At 66.0% G+C, this 16,585-nt stretch carries 13 protein-coding genes; 3 read left to right on the forward strand and 10 right to left on the reverse strand.

The window, feature by feature from the left end; translation table 11 throughout:
* Window positions 1-152: 152 nt before the first annotated feature.
* Window positions 153-1,562, reverse strand: coding sequence for a mannose-1-phosphate guanylyltransferase/mannose-6-phosphate isomerase (locus tag NHH88_25480; protein ID USX12984.1), 1,410 nt, complete (start codon window positions 1,560-1,562; stop codon window positions 153-155).
* On the reverse strand, window positions 1,559-2,713 hold the full coding sequence (locus tag NHH88_25485; protein USX12985.1) for an NDP-sugar synthase: 1,155 nt from the start codon (window positions 2,711-2,713) through the stop codon (window positions 1,559-1,561). The genes NHH88_25480 and NHH88_25485 overlap by 4 nt, the downstream gene beginning before the upstream one ends.
* A gap of 679 nt (window positions 2,714-3,392) precedes the next feature.
* Between NHH88_25485 and NHH88_25490 the strand changes: the two genes are divergently transcribed.
* The 3 genes from NHH88_25490 to galE all read left to right on the forward strand — a co-directional run bounded on the left by NHH88_25490 (window position 3,393) and on the right by galE (window position 6,653).
* Window positions 3,393-4,865: an Atrophin-1 multi-domain protein gene (locus NHH88_25490; GenBank protein USX12986.1), complete on the forward strand. Its 1,473-nt coding sequence runs from the start codon at window positions 3,393-3,395 to the stop codon at window positions 4,863-4,865.
* Window positions 4,866-5,049: 184 nt separating this feature from the next.
* Entirely contained in the window at window positions 5,050-5,607 is a 558-nt protein-coding gene (locus NHH88_25495; GenBank protein ID USX12987.1) for a serine acetyltransferase, read from the forward strand.
* Window positions 5,608-5,651: 44 nt separating this feature from the next.
* On the forward strand, window positions 5,652-6,653 hold the full coding sequence (gene galE / locus NHH88_25500; protein ID USX12988.1) for a UDP-glucose 4-epimerase GalE: 1,002 nt from the start codon (window positions 5,652-5,654) through the stop codon (window positions 6,651-6,653).
* A gap of 89 nt (window positions 6,654-6,742) precedes the next feature.
* Here the strand turns inward: galE and NHH88_25505 are convergent, their stop codons facing one another.
* The 8 genes from NHH88_25505 to xrtB all read right to left on the reverse strand — a co-directional run bounded on the left by NHH88_25505 (window position 6,743) and on the right by xrtB (window position 16,560).
* Entirely contained in the window at window positions 6,743-7,951 is a 1,209-nt protein-coding gene (locus tag NHH88_25505; GenBank protein USX12989.1) for a glycosyltransferase family 4 protein, read from the reverse strand.
* A gap of 31 nt (window positions 7,952-7,982) precedes the next feature.
* Entirely contained in the window at window positions 7,983-9,059 is a 1,077-nt protein-coding gene (locus NHH88_25510; protein ID USX12990.1) for an acyltransferase, read from the reverse strand.
* Between the two features lie 9 nt (window positions 9,060-9,068).
* Window positions 9,069-10,538, reverse strand: a complete 1,470-nt coding sequence (locus NHH88_25515) for an O-antigen ligase family protein (GenBank protein ID USX12991.1) — start codon at window positions 10,536-10,538, stop codon at window positions 9,069-9,071.
* 69 nt (window positions 10,539-10,607) lie between these two features.
* The gene (locus tag NHH88_25520; protein ID USX12992.1) at window positions 10,608-11,681 is read right to left on the reverse strand and encodes a glycosyltransferase; all 1,074 of its coding nucleotides are present in this window, start codon (window positions 11,679-11,681) and stop codon (window positions 10,608-10,610) included.
* Window positions 11,682-11,685: 4 nt separating this feature from the next.
* Window positions 11,686-12,636: a beta-1,6-N-acetylglucosaminyltransferase gene (locus NHH88_25525; protein ID USX12993.1), complete on the reverse strand. Its 951-nt coding sequence runs from the start codon at window positions 12,634-12,636 to the stop codon at window positions 11,686-11,688.
* A 2-nt stretch (window positions 12,637-12,638) separates the two neighbouring features.
* Window positions 12,639-13,580, reverse strand: a complete 942-nt coding sequence (locus NHH88_25530; GenBank protein ID USX12994.1) for a polysaccharide pyruvyl transferase family protein — start codon at window positions 13,578-13,580, stop codon at window positions 12,639-12,641.
* Window positions 13,581-13,606: 26 nt separating this feature from the next.
* The gene (locus tag NHH88_25535; protein USX12995.1) at window positions 13,607-14,914 is read right to left on the reverse strand and encodes an oligosaccharide flippase family protein; all 1,308 of its coding nucleotides are present in this window, start codon (window positions 14,912-14,914) and stop codon (window positions 13,607-13,609) included.
* Window positions 14,911-16,560, reverse strand: coding sequence for an exosortase B (gene xrtB, locus NHH88_25540; protein USX12996.1), 1,650 nt, complete (start codon window positions 16,558-16,560; stop codon window positions 14,911-14,913). Before xrtB ends, NHH88_25535 begins: the two co-directional genes overlap by 4 nt.
* Window positions 16,561-16,585 lie beyond the last annotated feature (25 nt).

Raw genomic sequence — 16,585 nt, forward strand, 5'->3', positions numbered from 1 at the left:
ACAGCCACGCGGCGACACAATTTTGTTGGGTAAACCGCAATATGGATGCGCCGGCAAAGCAGCAGGGATGGAACCGGCCGGACGAAAAAAAACCCGCGTCGGACGACGCGGGTGGTGCGGGTTCCGTGGGACCCCGGCGGCGCGCTGCGGGATCAGACGCGCTGGTAGACATCCTCGAAGCGGACGATGTCGTCCTCGCCCAGGTAGCTGCCGGACTGCACCTCAATCAGCTCCAGCGGCAGTTTGCCCGGGTTTTCCAGACGGTGGTTCATGCCGATCGGAATATAGGTCGACTGGTTTTCCGACAGCAAGGTGACGCTGTCGCCGCACGTCACGCGTGCCGTGCCGCTGACCACGATCCAGTGTTCGGCGCGATGGTGGTGCATCTGCAGCGACAGCTTGCCGCCCGGATTGACCGTGATGCGCTTGACCTGGAAACGCTCGCCGATGTCGATGCCCTCGTAGCAACCCCACGGACGGTACACCTTGGTGTGGTGCAAATGCTCGGTGCGCTCGGTCGTCTTCAAATGCTCGACCACCTGCTTGACCCGCTGCACCTGGTCCTTGTGCGCCACCAGCACCGCGTCGGCGGTCTCGACCACCACCAGGTCGCTGACGCCGACCAGCGCCACGATGCGGCTCTCGGCACGCACCAGCGAATTGTTCACGCCGTCCAGATAAACGTCGCCGCGCGTGGCGTTGCCGGCCGCGTCATGCGGCAGCACGTCGCGCAAGGCCGACCACGAACCGACGTCGCTCCAGCCGATGTCGGCCGGCACCACCACCGCGTGCTGCGTGCGCTCCATGACGGCGTAGTCGATCGAATCGGACGGGCTGGCCGCAAAGGCGGCTTCGTCCAGGCGGCAGAAGTCCATGTCGCGGTAGGCTTTTTGCACCGCCGTCGCGGCGGCGGCGGCGATGGCCGGCGCGAATTCGGCCAGCTCGCTCAAATAACGCTCGGCGCGGAACAGGAACATGCCGCTGTTCCAATAATAGGCCCCGTCGTCGAGGAAGGACTGGGCCTTGGCCTGGTCCGGCTTTTCGACGAAGCGGTCGACTTTATACGCGGCGCCGACGGCCGCGCCGCGATGGATGTAGCCGTAGCCGGTCTCCGGCGCGGTCGGCACCACGCCGAAGGTGGCCAGCGCGCCCTCGCCCGCCAACTGGGCGGCGCTGGCGATGGCGGCGTGGAAGGCGGCGCGGTCGGTGATCACGTGGTCGGCCGGCAGCACCAGCATCAGCGCCTCCGGATCGATGGCGCGCAGGTACTCGGCGGCGGCGGCCACCGCCGGCGCCGTGTTGCGCCCGGCCGATTCGAGCATGATGCCCAGCGGCGTGACGCCGATCTCGCGCAACTGCTCGGCCACCATGAAGCGGTGCTCGTTACCGCAGACGATCAGCGGCGCCTGCAACTCGGCCCCGCCCTTGAGGCGCAGCACGGTTTCCTGCAACATCGTGCGGTCCGATACCAAGGGCAACAATTGCTTTGGCAACACGGCGCGCGACAGCGGCCACAAACGGGTGCCGGCGCCGCCGGACAGGATTACTGGGTAAATTTTCATGCAACATCCTCTTGTTTTTCGGCATCGGCCGGGTTGCGCCGCTTGTTGCGGCGGTCGCGGGCGTTGGTCCACTCGCCGTCGCCGTATTCGGACACGTGCCGCATCTCGCCGGCGCGGTCGACACTGTAATCCTTGAAGACGATCATTTCATCAAGCTTTACGTTATGTAACACCCGGGTATATTCGAACAGCACGCTGCGCACGATGTTGGCGCCGGCGCAGATATGGCTGCCATGGCCGATCCAGGTCGGGCCGATGATGGTGCTGCCCGCTTCGATCTTGCAACCGGAGCCGATGTAGACGGGTCCCTCGATGGTGGTGCCTTCCCAGTCGATGCTGGTGTTGAGGCCGACCCAGATGCCGTCGGCCAGCTGGATGCCCGGCACGTCCATGTGGGCGACCTCGCCCATCATCACGCTCTGCGACACTTCCCAGTAGTCCTTGACGCTGCCGATGTCGATCCAGCTGAAGGTGCGGTTCTGCGAGAAGAACGGCACACCTTTTTCCACCAGCAGCGGGAACAGCTGGGAACCGATGTCGAACACCTCGCCGGCCGGGATCAGGTCGAGGATCTCCGGTTCGAAGATATAGATGCCGGTGCTGACGAAGTTCGACAGGGCCTCCTCCTGCTTCGGCTTTTCCTGGAACTGCTTGATGCGCCCTTCCTTGTCGCTGACCACCACGCCGTAGCTCTCGACCTTGTCCCACGGCACTTCGCGGCAGATCACGCTGGCCTTGGCGCCCTTGCGGCGGTGTTCGAACAGCGCCGACTTCAAGTCCAGGTTGATGACGGCGTCGCCGCACAGCACGATGGTGGTGTCGTCGAAGAAGCCGCCGAACTCCTGGATCTTCTTCATGCCGCCAGCCGAGCCCAGCGCCTCCGGGACGACCTCTCCCTTGTCATTGGTGTACCCTTCGAACGAGTAGCCGATCTGCACGCCGTACTGGTCGCCTTCGCCGAAGTACTCTTCGATCTTCTCGTGCAGATAGCTGACATTGACCATGATTTCGTTGACGCCGTATTTGGCCAGGTGTTCGATCAGGTAAGCCATGACCGGTTTGCCGAGCACCGGTATCATCGGTTTCGGTAAATCGAAGGTCAGCGGGCGCACCCGGGTCCCCTTGCCTGCAGCCAAGATCATCGCCTTCATATATGGTCCTCTATAAAATAGGTAAAAAAAATGCCCGCCGGCGGGGGCCGGGGCGCCAACAATGTGGCGCCGCGCGGCCCGCACGCGGGGTTGGCCCGGGCGGCAGGAAGGATCATGACATAGCAACAACATTTTTACCAGTGAAAAATGCTGCATGTGCACATAAATCGTCCGGCCGGCCCGTCTCTTGCGTTTCGCTACCGAAATATAGCAGACCGGCGGCCGCGCGCCCGCTCCGCTGGCGGACCGTGCGCGGCGCCGGGTTTGCGCTGGCGCAAACCCGGCGCGCTTAATACCTAAAGCATATCAAGGAGCAATCTTGGGATATTCATTTAATTCTCTTTTAATACTAACCATATTTAATCCTTGATCAGTGACTTTAATAATCGGCAACGACCAGGAATTATTATATTGATTATATTAACTTTAAAAAATAGCCGGTGTAATTTGCGCAAGAAACGCCATGACAGCCGCAGCGGCCATGCGTCGGACGCCCAAGCATTGAACAGAATGAAATAAAAAATGACAATCATTGCGCCACGCGCCGCGGAGTATTTGCGCGGATACGTCAGATTCAACCGTCAAACCCAAAAGAATTCCATACGGCAAGAAATCTGTGTATAATATTTTTCAGGGATGCGGTTAATGCCCTCCACATTCATCCAATCAGGAGTTAATCATGTTCTTCGGGAAATCAACTGGCTCGTCCGGCCAACATCTTGTCAAACTGGTCGGCTGGTCGATGCTCAGCGCCAGCGCCCTCAGCTTCAACGCGGGCGCCCAGACCACCACGGCCCCGGTGGCCGGCGGTTTCGAGAGCTACCAAAAGCCATTCGCGGCCACCTCGCTGTGGAACTCGCGCCCGGTCAATCCGGTGCTCGGCACGTATGAGATTCCGAAGTCGAGCTACTACCCGACCGTGCAGGGCGGCGCCTGGTCGACCGGGCTGTTCCTGGCCAAGACCACCGACGGCCCGATGACCGTGACCGGCCTGAACGGCGCGGCCGGCGTCAACGACCCGGACACCCTGCTGTCGCGCCCGGTGACCCTGCCGCGCTGGCCTGCCGGCACGCTGCCAGCCACCGGCAGCGACGGCCACGCCGACATCTATGATCCGGTCACCGGCATCATCCACTCGTTCTGGCAGCTCAAGAACGTCAACGGCAAATGGCAGGCCGCGCTGTACGCCTGGTCGCCGTCCAAAGGCACCGGCTGGGGCGACCCGGCGCACTTCTACCACGGCTCGCGCGCCACCGGCGTGCCCGCCACCGCCGGCCTGATCCGCGCGCACGAAATCAAGGACGGCCAGGCCACCTACAAGCACGCGCTGGCCATGTCGCTGACCTATAACGCGCTGTCGGCCAAGACGCCGTATATTTACCCGGCCACCTCGGCCGACCGCGACGCGGTCCAGACCAATACGGGCCAGATCCCGCAGGGCGCGTTGATGATGCTGCCGGCGAGCTACGACACCTCGAAGATCACCAATCTGGATCTGCGCAAAGTGGCCGAGACGCTCAAGAGCTACGGCGCTTATGTGGTCGACCGCAACATCGGCACCCCGTTCGCGATCTATGTCGAAAACGGCGCGGCCTTCAACCTGCACGGCACCGGCTGGAACAACGCCGTGGCGGCCGAATTGGACCGTATCCGCGCCAACCTGCGCCAGGTGGTGTCGGCGCCGAACTGGGTGGACGGCAACGGCAAGGCCGTCAGCGGCAGCGTCCCGGCCAGCATCAACGCGCTGTCGATGCGCGGTCCATGGACCCGCAGCTGGGGCACCACCACGCCGACCTTCGATTCCTGGGCCCAAGCCCTGGTGTTCCCGACCTCGACCACGAGGACCATCGTGAGCAACGGCAACTCTAGCGGCCTGAGCAAGGTTACCTGGGGCAAGCCAGCGGCCGGCAGCACGCAGAAATTCAGCGTCATCGCCACCGGCGGCGCCCGCCTCAAGATCCAGGTCTATTCCGGCAGCACGATGAAGTTCCAGTCGGGCGACCTGGCCAACGGCGAATCGGCACGCTTCGTCTGGCCGGACAACGCCTGGATCATCCTGTCGGCCATGGGCGGCGTCGGCGGCCCGTCGACGGTCCGCGCCGACCTGGTTGCCGTCCCGGCCGAAGCCACGACGGTCGCCATCAAGAAATAAGGCGCTCCGCCTGCCGCCCGCGCACGCGGGCCCGGCGCATGCCCGACGCTTCCCGCGTCGGCCATGCGCCTTTTCTTTTGCGGTGCACCAAAAAAACGGCCGCCCCGGCGACAATGGATTAAAATACATCTTTTTAATCGCGGCGCCCAGGCGGCGCCCGCCTGGCAAGGAAAGCACCGACCCCATGAGCTATGACCCGGACTGGGCGGCAGACCTGCAACGCTACGCGATGCGGCGGCCGTTCTTAAAAGAACAATCGATCTGGGCCGTCTGGCTGTACCGGCGCGGCCGCCGGCTCGACCGCCGCCCCGCCGGCGCGCTGCGCAAGCTGTCGCTGGCGCTGTACTGGCTGATGTTCCGCGTCATCGAGACGGCCACCGGCGTGAGCCTGCCCAAGAGCGCGCGCATCGGCCCCGGCCTGCGGATCTGGCACTTCGGCAACATCTTCCTGCACGCCGACACCGTCATCGGCGCCAATTGCACCCTGCGCCAGGGCGTGACGATCGGCAACCGCCACCCGGACGGGCCGGTGCCCGTCATCGGCGACAACGTCGAGTTCGGCGCGTACGCGCAGGTGCTCGGCGGCGTGCGCATCGGCGACAACGCCCGCATCGGCGCGATGGCGGTGGTGCTGTGCGACGTGCCCGACGGCTGCACCGCCGTCGGTGCCCCGGCCCGCGTGATCGCCACCCCGGCGTCATCGCCGGCAGCGGCGGCGACGGCCGCGCGCGACGCCGCGTGAGCGCCCCCCTCTTTTCCCGTTTCACTGATAAAAAGGAAGTAACGATGAAAGTTCTGGTCACCGGCGGCGCCGGCTATATAGGCTCCCACACCTGCGTCGAGTTGCTCGCCGCCGGCCACGAGGTCGTCATCGTCGACGACCTGTCCAACAGCGAGGCCGGCGTGGTCGAACGCGTCGCCAAGCTGGGCGGGCGCCCTGTCGATTTCGTCGAGGCCGACATCCGCGACCGCGCCGCCATGGCGGCCGTGTTCGGCGCCCACCGTTTCGACGCCGTCATCCACTTCGCCGGCCTGAAGGCGGTCGGCGAATCGGTGGCCCAGCCGCTGCGCTACTACGACGTCAACGTCTACGGCAGCATCGTGCTGCTGCAGACGATGGCCGAGTTCGGCGTCAAGCGCCTCCTGTTCAGTTCCTCGGCCACCGTCTACGGCGACCCGGACACGGTGCCGATCACCGAGGACTCGCCGCTGCGCACCACCAATCCGTACGGCGGCTCCAAGCTGATGATCGAAAACATCCTGCGCGACCACGCCCACGCCGCGCCCGACTGGGGCATCGCGCTGCTGCGCTACTTCAATCCGGTGGGCGCCCATGAAAGCGGCCTGATCGGCGAAAACCCGCGCGGCATCCCCAACAACCTGCTGCCGTTCATCGCCCAGGTGGCCGAGGGCCGGCGCGAGCGCCTGGCCGTGTTCGGCGACGACTATCCGACCCCCGACGGCACCGGCATGCGCGACTACATCCACGTGGTCGACCTGGCGCTGGGCCACGTGCGCGCGCTGGAGAAACTGGCGGCCGCGCCGGGCGTGCTGACCTACAACCTCGGCACCGGCGCCGCCAGCAGCGTGCTCGACATGGTGCGCGCGTTCGAAAAAGCCTGCGGCAAGCCGATTCCGTACACCATCAACGCGCGCCGTCCGGGCGACATCGCCGTGTGCTACGCGGCCACCGAACTGGCCGAGCGCGAACTGGGCTGGAAGGCCGAGCGCAACGTCGACCAGATGTGCGCCGACGCCTGGCGCTGGCAGAGCAATTTCCTGAGCTGACCTCCGGGCGCCCGGCGCCCATGCCTAACGACAACGGCGGCCCGAGGGCCGCCGTTTTGTCGTTCTAAGCCGGCGAAACCGGCGGCCGCTCAGGCGCCGTTGGCGCGCTGGATCAGCGCGGCCAGCTTGGCCGCCTCGGTGTCGATCGAGTGGCGCGCCAGCGCCCGCACGTGGGCGCGCTCGCCCATGGCGGCGATCTCTTCGAGCGGCGTGGCCAGCGCCCGTTCCAGCGCGGCGGCCAGGTGGTCGACGTCGCCGGCCGGGATCAGCCAGCCGTCGACGCCGTCGCGCACCAGCTCCGGAATGCCGGCCACATAGGTCGTCAGCACCGGACGGCGCAAGGCCATCGCTTCCATCACCACCACCGGCAAGCCTTCGGCAAAGCTGGGCAGGGCCAGCGCGCGCGCGGCCAGGATCTCCTCGCGCACCTGCTCGCTGCTGATCCAGCCGGTGATGCGCACGGCCGCCTGCAATTGATGACGCGCGATCAGGGTTTCGATCTCGGCGCGCATCTCGCCGTCGCCGGCCAGCACCAGTTCGACGACAATGCCGCGCGCGGCCAGCTGGGCCACCGCGCGCACCAGCAGCAACTGCCCCTTTTGCTCGCACAGGCGGCCGACGCACACCAGCCGCGGCGCGGCCGGCGGCGGCACGGCCGGGCCGGCGTGGAACACCGGCTCCAGGCCGCAGTGGACGATCTCGACCTTGGGCCAGTCGGTGAACGGAATCCAGCGGAACAGCTGGCTGCGGCCGAAGCTGCTGATGGCCACGACAAAGGCCGAGCGGGCGATTTTTTCCTTGATGTGCAGGAACTCGGGCTTGTCGAACTCCTCCGGGCCGTGCACGGTGAAACTGTAGGCCGGCCCGCCCAGCGCGCGCGCCAGCATGGCCACCTCGGCCGGATTGGTGCCGAAGTGCGCGTGCAGGTGGCGCGCGCCCGAGGCGCGCAGCCAGCCGAGCATGCGGCAGGCCACGGCCAGGTAGATCAGGTGCAGCGGCAGCGGGCGGTCGGCGCGGCGCGCCATGCGCAGCGCCAGCCCCAGCGCGCCGAAGAAGCGGCCCGGGCTTTTAAACATCACGCCCAGCGTGGCCAGCGCCACGCCGGCGACGCCGTCGCGCAGCAGGTAGCTGGTCTTGTCGCGCTCGCGCAGGTCCTCGGCGTCGACCAGCGGATCGGCCCAGCCGCGCAGCGCGATGCGCTGCACCTCGAAACCCTGGCGCTCCAGCGCGAGGATCTCGCGGCGGATGAAGCTGTGGCTGACCTTGGGATACTGATTGATGAGATACGCTATTTTCATGTAGATGGGCTAGTGTGCGCGGCGAAGCGCTTTAGGGCTGGGAAAGAGTGACGTCGTCGGCCTTGGCGGCGGCCTTGGCGCGCCCGGCGCCGAGGCGCGCGGCCCAGCGGCGGCCGGCCGTCATGAACCATTGCTCGTAATAGCGTGTCGACAACCACGCCAGCGCGAACAGCACCAGCAGCAGCAGCGGGCGCTTGGCGTACTTGACCACGACCTCGCCCTCGCCGAGCCAGGTGTGCGCGAGCATCGGATGGATCACGTACAAGGCGTAGGAGATGCCGGCGACGAACACCAGGAAGCGCCCGTGCAGCGCCCGGCCCAGCACCGCGTCCGGGCGCACCAGCGTGGCGCCGACCAGCAGCGCGGCCAGGTAGGGGCGCAGGTAGTTGAGCCACTGGCCTTGCGGCATGCACGACCAGGTCAGCAACACCAGCAGCGGCAGTTGCGGCACGCGCGCCATCCAGCGGCGGGCGTTCGCGCCCAGCTTGCCGTGGTAGGCCAGCGCCAGGATGCAGCCGGCCAGGATTTCATCGATGCGGTAGTAGCTGACCGACGAGGCCATGACGATCTCCCACACGCGCAGCGCCGTGAAGCCCAGCGCCAGCAGCGGCAACAGCAGCAGGCCGCGCGCGCGCAGCAGCCACACCAGCAGCGCCACGCCGACATAGAACTGCATCTCCATGCACAGGCTCCACAGGTGCTCGGTCATCGGCAGCAGCAGGTTGAAGCGGCCGTCGCCCGGCGGCATGTTGGCGTAGAACAGGAAGTGGCCCAGCCAGACGGCCAGCGGCGCGCCCGTCGCCAGCAGCGCGACCAGCATGTACACCCAGGCCAGCGGCAGCACCCGGCAAAAGCGCTTGACCAGGAAGCCGGCCACGTTCTGGTCCTTGAGCAGGAACGAGGTGATCAGAAAGCCCGACAGGTTGAAGAACACCACCATGCCGAGGATGCCGACGCTGTAGTTGAACATGTAGTGGTGCGGCCCCAGCGGCAGCAGGTGGGCGGCCAGCACCAGCAGGATGCTGATGCCGCGCCAGCCGTCGAGCACGGCCAGGTGGGGCGGATGCGCCGGCGGCGCGGCCGCCGGCGTGGTCGGGGAAGCGGACATGACGGCCACTCAGTACAACGGCCGCAGCGGCGCGGCGCCGTGGTGGGTGGACGGGCCGGCGGCCGGCGCGGCGGCCGGCGCGATGCGGTACAGCGCGCAGCCGGCGCCGATGGCGAACCACAGGTACCAGTTGTACGACAGGTAATAGAACATATTGTCGCTGAACGCGCACACCATCAGGTTGATCAGCACGACCACCAAGGTGTAGCTGGCCAGCTTGTCGACCTTGCGCACCTGCGCGAGCTGATGGAGCAGCGAGTAGCACATCCAGGCGAACGCCATCAGGCCGATCACCCCCAGCTCGAACAGCAGCTGCACGTACACGCTGTGCGCGCCCCAGTTTATCTTGCCGGCCAGCGGGAAGAAGACGATCGAGTACTTCATGAACGATTGCAGGCCGTTGCCGATGATGAAGCTGATCGGCGTCATCCAGGCGATCGCCGACTCCCACAGGTAGACGCGCCAGGCGAACGAGTTCAGGTTGGAGTACAGCGTCACCTGGTTGCCCTGCCCCAGGTCGGCGAGGCGGTCGCCCACGCCGGGAACCAGCAGCGCCAGCGCGCCCAGGCCGCCCATGTAGAGCAGGTAGCGGCGCTCGAAGATGAGCGCGTACAGGCCGAAGGCGAGCGCGGTGGCGGTCCAGGCGCTGCGCGTCTTGGTCAGCATCAGCAGGGCCAGCAGCACGAACATGTAGACCACCATGCCCACGCGCACCCGCGTGCGCGTCTTGGCCGGCAGCGTCTTGAACAGGTAGAACGCGACGGCGATGATCACCGTCGTGTAGAACGCCATCACGTTGGGATGGTTGAAGGTGCCGCGCAGGCGGAACTCGCCGCCCACGCGCAGGCCCATCGAGGCCAGCACGAACAAGCTGTAGAGCACGGGAATGAGCGACGACCACAGCATCAGCTTCATGCAGAAACGGAAGTCCTGCGGGGTGCGCACGCAATAGTAGCCGCCGACGAAAACGGCGAAGTACGACACCTCGGACAGGAACAGGCGCGCGGCCTCGCCCTTCTCCGGCGCGGTGAACAAGCCGAGCATGGTCACCAGCAGGAACGGCACCCAGGCCATGTAGCCGCGGCGCGGCACCAGGGTCGGTTTCTCGAACACCAGCAGCATGGCCAGCAGGATCACCGTGGCGTTGATGACGCCGCCGACGCCGATCGCGTAGCCGCCGACCGAGAAGCGGGTCAGCTCGAGCACGTTGTCGCCGCTGGCGCGGAACAGGATGATCATCAGCAAGGTGAGCTTGCGGTCGTAGATGATGAACAAGCCTAACAGTATGGCCGCCGGCAACGCCACCAGCTTGCCCAGGCTGCCTCCCATGAGGTCGACCAGGATCGGGGTGGCCGCGCCCAGCAGCCCTGCCACGCACAGCAGCACAAAGCCCAGCAGATAGACCGGACGGAACGGGTTTTTGACGATGTCGGCTGCTTTGAACGAGCTCAAAGCGGGCCATTTGTGCAAGACTGCCATAGTGTACCTATTGAAAGAAGGGGCGGCGCCGGCCGATTCGCGGGCGCCACCGTAGCGCCGATGCGCTGGTCAAGCCGGTTGCGCCGCCACGCGCATCTTGCGCTTGCCGGGGAAGCGGCGGATCAGCCAGGCGCGCACGGCGTTCCATTCGCCCGTCTCCGGCGTGTTGGCGGCGCGGAAGCGGTGGAAGCGCCACAGCAGGCTGGCCTCGCCCCGCGTGGCGATGGCCTTGCGGTACAACAGTTCGCGGCGCAGCTCGGCCGAATCGCCCAGGCCGCGCGTGACGATGTCGGCCATGCGCGCGTATTCGGCGTCGAAATTGCCCTTGCCGTCGACGTCGAGCAGGATGCCGCCGTGGTTGCAGAACGGCGCCGGATCGAACCACGGCAGCTGGTGCATGGCGCAGAACGAGCGCACCAGCGTGCGCGAGATGTCGATCGACACGGCCATCTGGTCCATGAAGCGGGTGGCGCTGACGTTGTTGCCGTGCCAGCGGTACTTGATCAGCTTTTGCGGCACGTTGGCGCACTTGCCGAGGATGGCGAGCTGGCCGAACAGGAAATAATCCTCGGCCAGCGCCGGCACTTCGATGCGCTGCGCCTCGGGCAGCACGCCCAGGAAGTCGACGCCGTAGCGGATGCCCATGCTGCGCACCGCGTCGAAGCGCAGCATCGACGTCGGGTGCGCGATCGGATTGCGGAACAGGCTGGCGGCGGCCACGCGGGCGCTGCCGATCGGCATGCTCATCTCGCCGATGGGCAGGCCGGCGCCGTCGATGACGTCGGCCTGGCCGCCGATGGCCACCACGTCGGGCATGGCGGCGAACGCGGCCAGCACCACTTCCAGGCGGTCGGGGTAGCAAATGTCGTCGGCGTCGTGGCGCATGACGAATTCGCAGTCGGCGATGGCCAGACCGCAATTGAGCAGGCCCGACAGGCCGTGCGCCTCGGGGAAGCTGTGGACCTCGACGCGCGGATCGCGCGCGTGGTATTCCAGCGCCATTTCGCGGCTGCCGTCGGTCGAACCGTGGTCGAGCACCAGCAGGCGCCAGTCCTGCACGGTTTGCGCCAGCACGCTGTCGATGGACTCCGCCAGGAAGTCCTTGCCGTTTTTCACCGGCAGCAAAATATCAATCTTGGCCACTGTTTTACCCCTGATTAGTTAATTCGTGTTCGGTCCGCAGTGCGTCCGCGCGGCGCGCCGCCAGCGCGTCGATCCGGTCCAGCACCGGGCCCGAGTCGGCGCCGAACTTGCGCGCGAACAGCACCTCGCGTTTGTCGTTGGGGCAGTTGTTTTGCTCGGCGTCGCGGATCACCGGCCCCTCGAACTGCGGCAGATAACTGGCGTCGATGGTCTCCGGGCTCTGCTTGCCCGGCCCCGGCACCCAATGGGTGTAGGTCAGGCTGTGGCTGATGCGGTCGCGGAAGCGCGAATTCCACAGCACCACCTGGAAGAAGAACTCGTCGGAGCAATCGACGAAGCGGCAAAAGCGGAACAGCGCCGGGTGGCGGTCGTGGTAGTCGAGCACGTAACGCACCGCCTCGGCGCTCAGGGCCCACCACTGCGAGCCGGTCACGGCCTCGCCGCCGTTCAGCACTTTTTTATAGTCGCGCAGCGGCAGATTGCGGTTCATCCAGTGCTGCAGCGGCCAGCGGAAGCGCGCCAGCGGCTTGCCCTTGCGGATCCAGTAGTGCGTGATGCGTTCCAGCGTCTTGCCGTACTGCAGGTTGGGCAGCGCGTATGCCTCGATGAACTCGGTGCCGCGGTGACGTTCGAGGAAATCCTCGATATAGGACACCGGCTGCAGCGGATAGCAGGCCCCGCTCAGCAGCACGAAGTACTCGGCGTCCGGGCGCGCCGCGGCGGCCCCGCGCATCAGTTCCAGGGTCGCCTTGACCAGCGACACGTCGCCCCAGCCGCAACGCACCCGCCGGTCGATGAACGTCACCGACGGCGAAGCGAGCGCGGCGAACGGCGCGATGTCGGCGTTGGCGTCGATGTGCACATGGAACGAGGCGCCCGGCGCCGACAGGCGCGCGATCAGCCGGCCCAGATGGGCCGGATTGTTGTGCGCCAGGATCAAGTACGCGAGTCGCACGCCTACACCTTGACCAGCCGCACCAGGTCGCTACCGCCGGTCCATTCGTTGATGTAGGTCGAGTTCTTGCCGTAGCTGTTGTCGATCACCGTGTTCTTCTTGTCCATCAGGCACGACAGGATGTGGCCGTGCAGGCGGTCGGTGACGATGTGGTCGTGGCGCGAGAACAGCGCCACCGCCTTCGACGAGAAGCGCTGCGCCACCGGCACCCAGTACCACGGTCCCAGCAGCTTGCTGGCGGTTTCCCAGCGGCGCGCCTTGAAGCGGCCCTCGAGGCGCCAGGCGAAGTCGATCAGGCGCTTTTCGCCGCCGACCACTTCGACCCAGTCGGTGCGGGTGTCGAACGTCAAGTCCTTGAGCGACTCCGGCACGGCCGGCTTTTCGACGTCGACGCGCTCGATGCGCAGCACGCCGCGGCCGTTGCCGGTGCTGGCGATCGGGTACAGCTGGTGCGCCATGTCCGGCACCAGGTAGACGTGGTCGGAAAACTGGTGGGCGATGCCCTGCGAGACCTTGTCGCGGATGAAAATATGGACGTCGTTGTGCTTACGGAACACGGCCGCCGAGCGGTCGCGCTTTTCATCGGTCGAGAAAAATATCGTTTGCGGCAGCATCACGATGCGGTTGTTCGGGAAGCGCGTGATGATCTCTTCGCGCAGGTCGTTGATGTTGGCGTACAGGTCGCCGAAGTTGCCGCCGCCGTGGAACACCAGGATGTCGCCCGGCTTGACCCACTCCGGCTGGAAGGCCGAGGCGGTCGAGGTGGTTTTCGGGGACAGGTTTTTTTTCTTGAAAAAGGCCAGCGTGCCCTGCATGATCAACAGATCGCCGATGTTGTCGTGCATCGGGATGTCGATATAGTGAAACTCTTTGCCTTTGAGCAGGTCGTAAATGACGTCGTGGGTTTTCTGCAAATCCAACATCATCGAACGGTGGTCTTTCATGTTTAACTCCGAATGCTTGCGATTAATTATTTAGCGCGCGTGACCAGCTTGCGCACCAGTTGGAGATCTTCCTTGGTCGGCAGGAAATCGGGCATCGGCTCCTTGAGCTTGGTGACGCTCAGTACGATCGTCATCACCAGGCGCAGGCAGGCGCCGCACAGCATCAGCAACGCCAGGTAGACATAGGTGTTCTCGTGCGGCAGGAACGGGATGGCGATGAGCACCGGCACGATCGAGATGAACTGGCGCGCCAGCACCAGGCCCGGCTGGCCGGCGGCGTTGAAGCGCTGCGCCAGGGTCCAGCTGGCGCCGCCGATGACGCATTCGAACAGCAAGATGGCGAACGGCACCGTCATGTCGGCGAAGGCCTTGCCGTACACCAGGGTCAGCGCCCACGGCGCCAGCGCCGCGCCCACGGCGGCCATCGCCATGAGCGGCATGAACGTAACGCGGAAGGCGTTGCGCACGGCCTGGCTCAGCTGCTGCTCGTCGCGCCCGGCGAAGCGCGAGAACAGCGCCACCGAGATCGATTCCTGCACCGCGCCGATCAGGCGCGAGGTGGTGAAGGCCAGCGCGTAATAGCCGTATTCCTTGATGGTGCCGCGGTTGAGCAGGAACAGCTTGTCGAAATTGAGCAGGAAGATGCCCAGCAAGCCGATGCCCTGCTGGTGCAGGCCGTAGCGCACCACGAACCACGGACGCACCGGTTCGCGCACCTCGTCCTTGAGTTGCCAGATGCGGTGCTGGCGGGCCCACCACAGGCCGGCGCCGGTGATGGCCACGAGCACCAGCAACTGCATCACCAGGATTTGTTCGAACGTGACGACCTTGAACCACAGCAGCAACGGCAGCATCAGCACCAGGTTGCCGAACACCTGGGCGAAGCGCAGCACGTTGAAGAAGTGCAGGTTCGAGTGCAGCTGGGTCAGCGAGAACAGATAGGTCTGGGTGGCCATGAAGGCGGCGAAGGACAGGATCAGCCACCAGACCTGGTGCAGCTCGGCCGCGTGGCTCAGCTGCAGGCCGGCCGCCGACAGCCCGACCGCCAGCGCGCTGACGCCCAGCAACGAAAAAATGAACAGGCGCAGGTAGGGGAAACGCCGCGCCGCGCCGAAGTGGTAGACATAGCTGCTGCCCATGCCGCACTGGGCCACGGTGGCGGCCAGGGTGCAGATCAAGAGCGCCGCCGACAGCAGCCCGCGTCCCTCGGGACCGAGCAGGCGGGCGTTGATCACGGACGAAATGAAGCCCACCACGGTCATGCCCATGGTGGTCATCAGGGTCTTGCCAAAGGCGCGCGACAGGCCGGACACGGGGGCGTTGGCCGCCATCATGGCGCGGCCTGCGGCGGGGCGGCCACCAGCGCGTGGCCGCGCTTGTCGTTGGCCGCCACCAGCTGGCGCAGGAAGTCCTGCTGCACGGCGTACGCGGCCTTCGTTTCGCTCTGGTCGCGCACCAGGGTCGAGGCGCGCACCAGGATGCCGTCGGCGACCTTGCCGGCCAGGCCGTCGCGGAAGATTTTCATGCGCATGTCGAAGCCGCCCTGCGGGTAGGCGTCGCTGATGCGGGTCCAGTAGGTGACCGCCTCGAGCCGGTTCTGGCTGGACGCGATCATGTGCTTGCCCGGCAAGGTGCCGGTCGGCGTCACCGCCAATTGCGCCGGGCTCAGCGCGATGACCTTGTAGCCCTGGGCCGGATAGCAGATCTCGGGCAGGTGCAGCTTGACGTCCTGCCGCTGTTCCCTGGCGTAGGCCAGGGCCAGCATGACTTGCACGCCGTCGCGGTTGACATAGGTGCGCATCAGCACGTCGTCGTACGGTTGCTCCTGGTTGCGCCCGCCGTCCTCGGCGGTCGACAGTTCGGCCTGGGCGCTGGCGTTGGGCAGCTCGGTCCAGTCGCCGAAGCGGGTCGGCACGCTGGTCGCCAAGGTGGTGCCGCCGGCCACCGACTCCAGGGTCGGCGTGAGCGCGTGCGCCAGGCCGACCGTGCCGACCATGGCCACCAGCATCGCCAGCGCCGGACGCAGCGCCACGTGGGTCAGCTTGCTCCAGGCGCCGGCGGCCACGGCCGGCAGTTGCAGGCCGGCCTGTTCGTCGTCGTCGCGCTTGGTGCGGTTGCGCACCAGCCAGCTCAGCGCGCTGTCGACGCCGATGATCAACAGCAGCGCCGACAGGAACAGCACCAGGCCGGAGAAGCCGTGCAGGAAACCCTGGCCGGCGGCGTCGCCGAGGTGGTAGGTGATCAGGGACAGGAACATGATGCGCAAGGTGTTGGCGGCGAACGAGATCGGCACGATCAGGATCGCCAGCACGACGTTGCGCACCACCGACGGGTGGCGCACCAAATTCATGTACAGCAGGCCCAGCGCCTCGAGCGTGAACAGCGAGTTCAGGCCGGCGCAGGCGTCGGCCACCAGCAGCTGGTACTGGCCGATGGTGAGGATCACGCCGCTGCGGGCGATCGGATAGCCGAACCAGTACAGCAGGTGTTCGGTGGCGTACGAGACGCCGATTTTCATCGGCAGGGTCAGCACGTCGACGATCGAGGCCGGCAGCGGGATCATGAACAGCATGAAGAAGAAGGCGAACCACATGCGCGACCAGGTGCGCACGCCGTAAAAGGCGATCAGCACGCCGCTGAGCACGGGGATCAGCGAACCGACCTCGAGCAACAAGACGCCCTGCGAGCGGCCCAGCACGTACGACAGCAGGCCCAGCACGAGCGCGGCGGCGCCGGCCAGCGGCGCCGGCCGGCGCTCGAAGCGCTGCTGCGACAGCAGCTGGCGCATGCGGAAATACAGGAAGCCGAAGGCGACGGTCATGACGATCGGGCCGTGGGCGTTGCGGTCCGAGCTCCAGGCGCCGTGGAACAGGTCCCAGAACGTCGGCAGGTAGATCACGCCCAGCCCGACCAGCAGGAGGATCGACGGCGCCAGCGCCGCGCGCGGCGAGCTGACAGGTTGGCTGAGCATGGTGTCCATCGCGGTCTGAGGGTTACGGTTAGAG

The sequence above is a fragment of the Oxalobacteraceae bacterium OTU3CAMAD1 genome, assembly GCA_024123915.1.
Lineage (GTDB): Bacteria > Pseudomonadota > Gammaproteobacteria > Burkholderiales > Burkholderiaceae_D > Rugamonas.

What these genes read in the sequence shown, in the direction of transcription:
- NHH88_25480 (USX12984.1), bottom strand. Translation starts at nt 1,562, where the DNA reads ATGAAAATTTACCCAGTAATCCTGTCCGGCGGCGCCGGCACCCGTTTG.
- NHH88_25515 (USX12991.1), bottom strand. Translation starts at nt 10,538, where the DNA reads ATGGCAGTCTTGCACAAATGGCCCGCTTTGAGCTCGTTCAAAGCAGCC.
- NHH88_25530 (USX12994.1), bottom strand. Translation starts at nt 13,580, where the DNA reads ATGAAAGACCACCGTTCGATGATGTTGGATTTGCAGAAAACCCACGAC.
- xrtB (USX12996.1), bottom strand. Translation starts at nt 16,560, where the DNA reads ATGGACACCATGCTCAGCCAACCTGTCAGCTCGCCGCGCGCGGCGCTG.
- NHH88_25505 (USX12989.1), bottom strand. Translation starts at nt 7,951, where the DNA reads ATGAAAATAGCGTATCTCATCAATCAGTATCCCAAGGTCAGCCACAGC.
- galE (USX12988.1), top strand. Translation starts at nt 5,652, where the DNA reads ATGAAAGTTCTGGTCACCGGCGGCGCCGGCTATATAGGCTCCCACACC.
- NHH88_25495 (USX12987.1), top strand. Translation starts at nt 5,050, where the DNA reads ATGAGCTATGACCCGGACTGGGCGGCAGACCTGCAACGCTACGCGATG.
- NHH88_25485 (USX12985.1), bottom strand. Translation starts at nt 2,713, where the DNA reads ATGAAGGCGATGATCTTGGCTGCAGGCAAGGGGACCCGGGTGCGCCCG.
- NHH88_25535 (USX12995.1), bottom strand. Translation starts at nt 14,914, where the DNA reads ATGATGGCGGCCAACGCCCCCGTGTCCGGCCTGTCGCGCGCCTTTGGC.
- NHH88_25490 (USX12986.1), top strand. Translation starts at nt 3,393, where the DNA reads ATGTTCTTCGGGAAATCAACTGGCTCGTCCGGCCAACATCTTGTCAAA.
- NHH88_25510 (USX12990.1), bottom strand. Translation starts at nt 9,059, where the DNA reads ATGTCCGCTTCCCCGACCACGCCGGCGGCCGCGCCGCCGGCGCATCCG.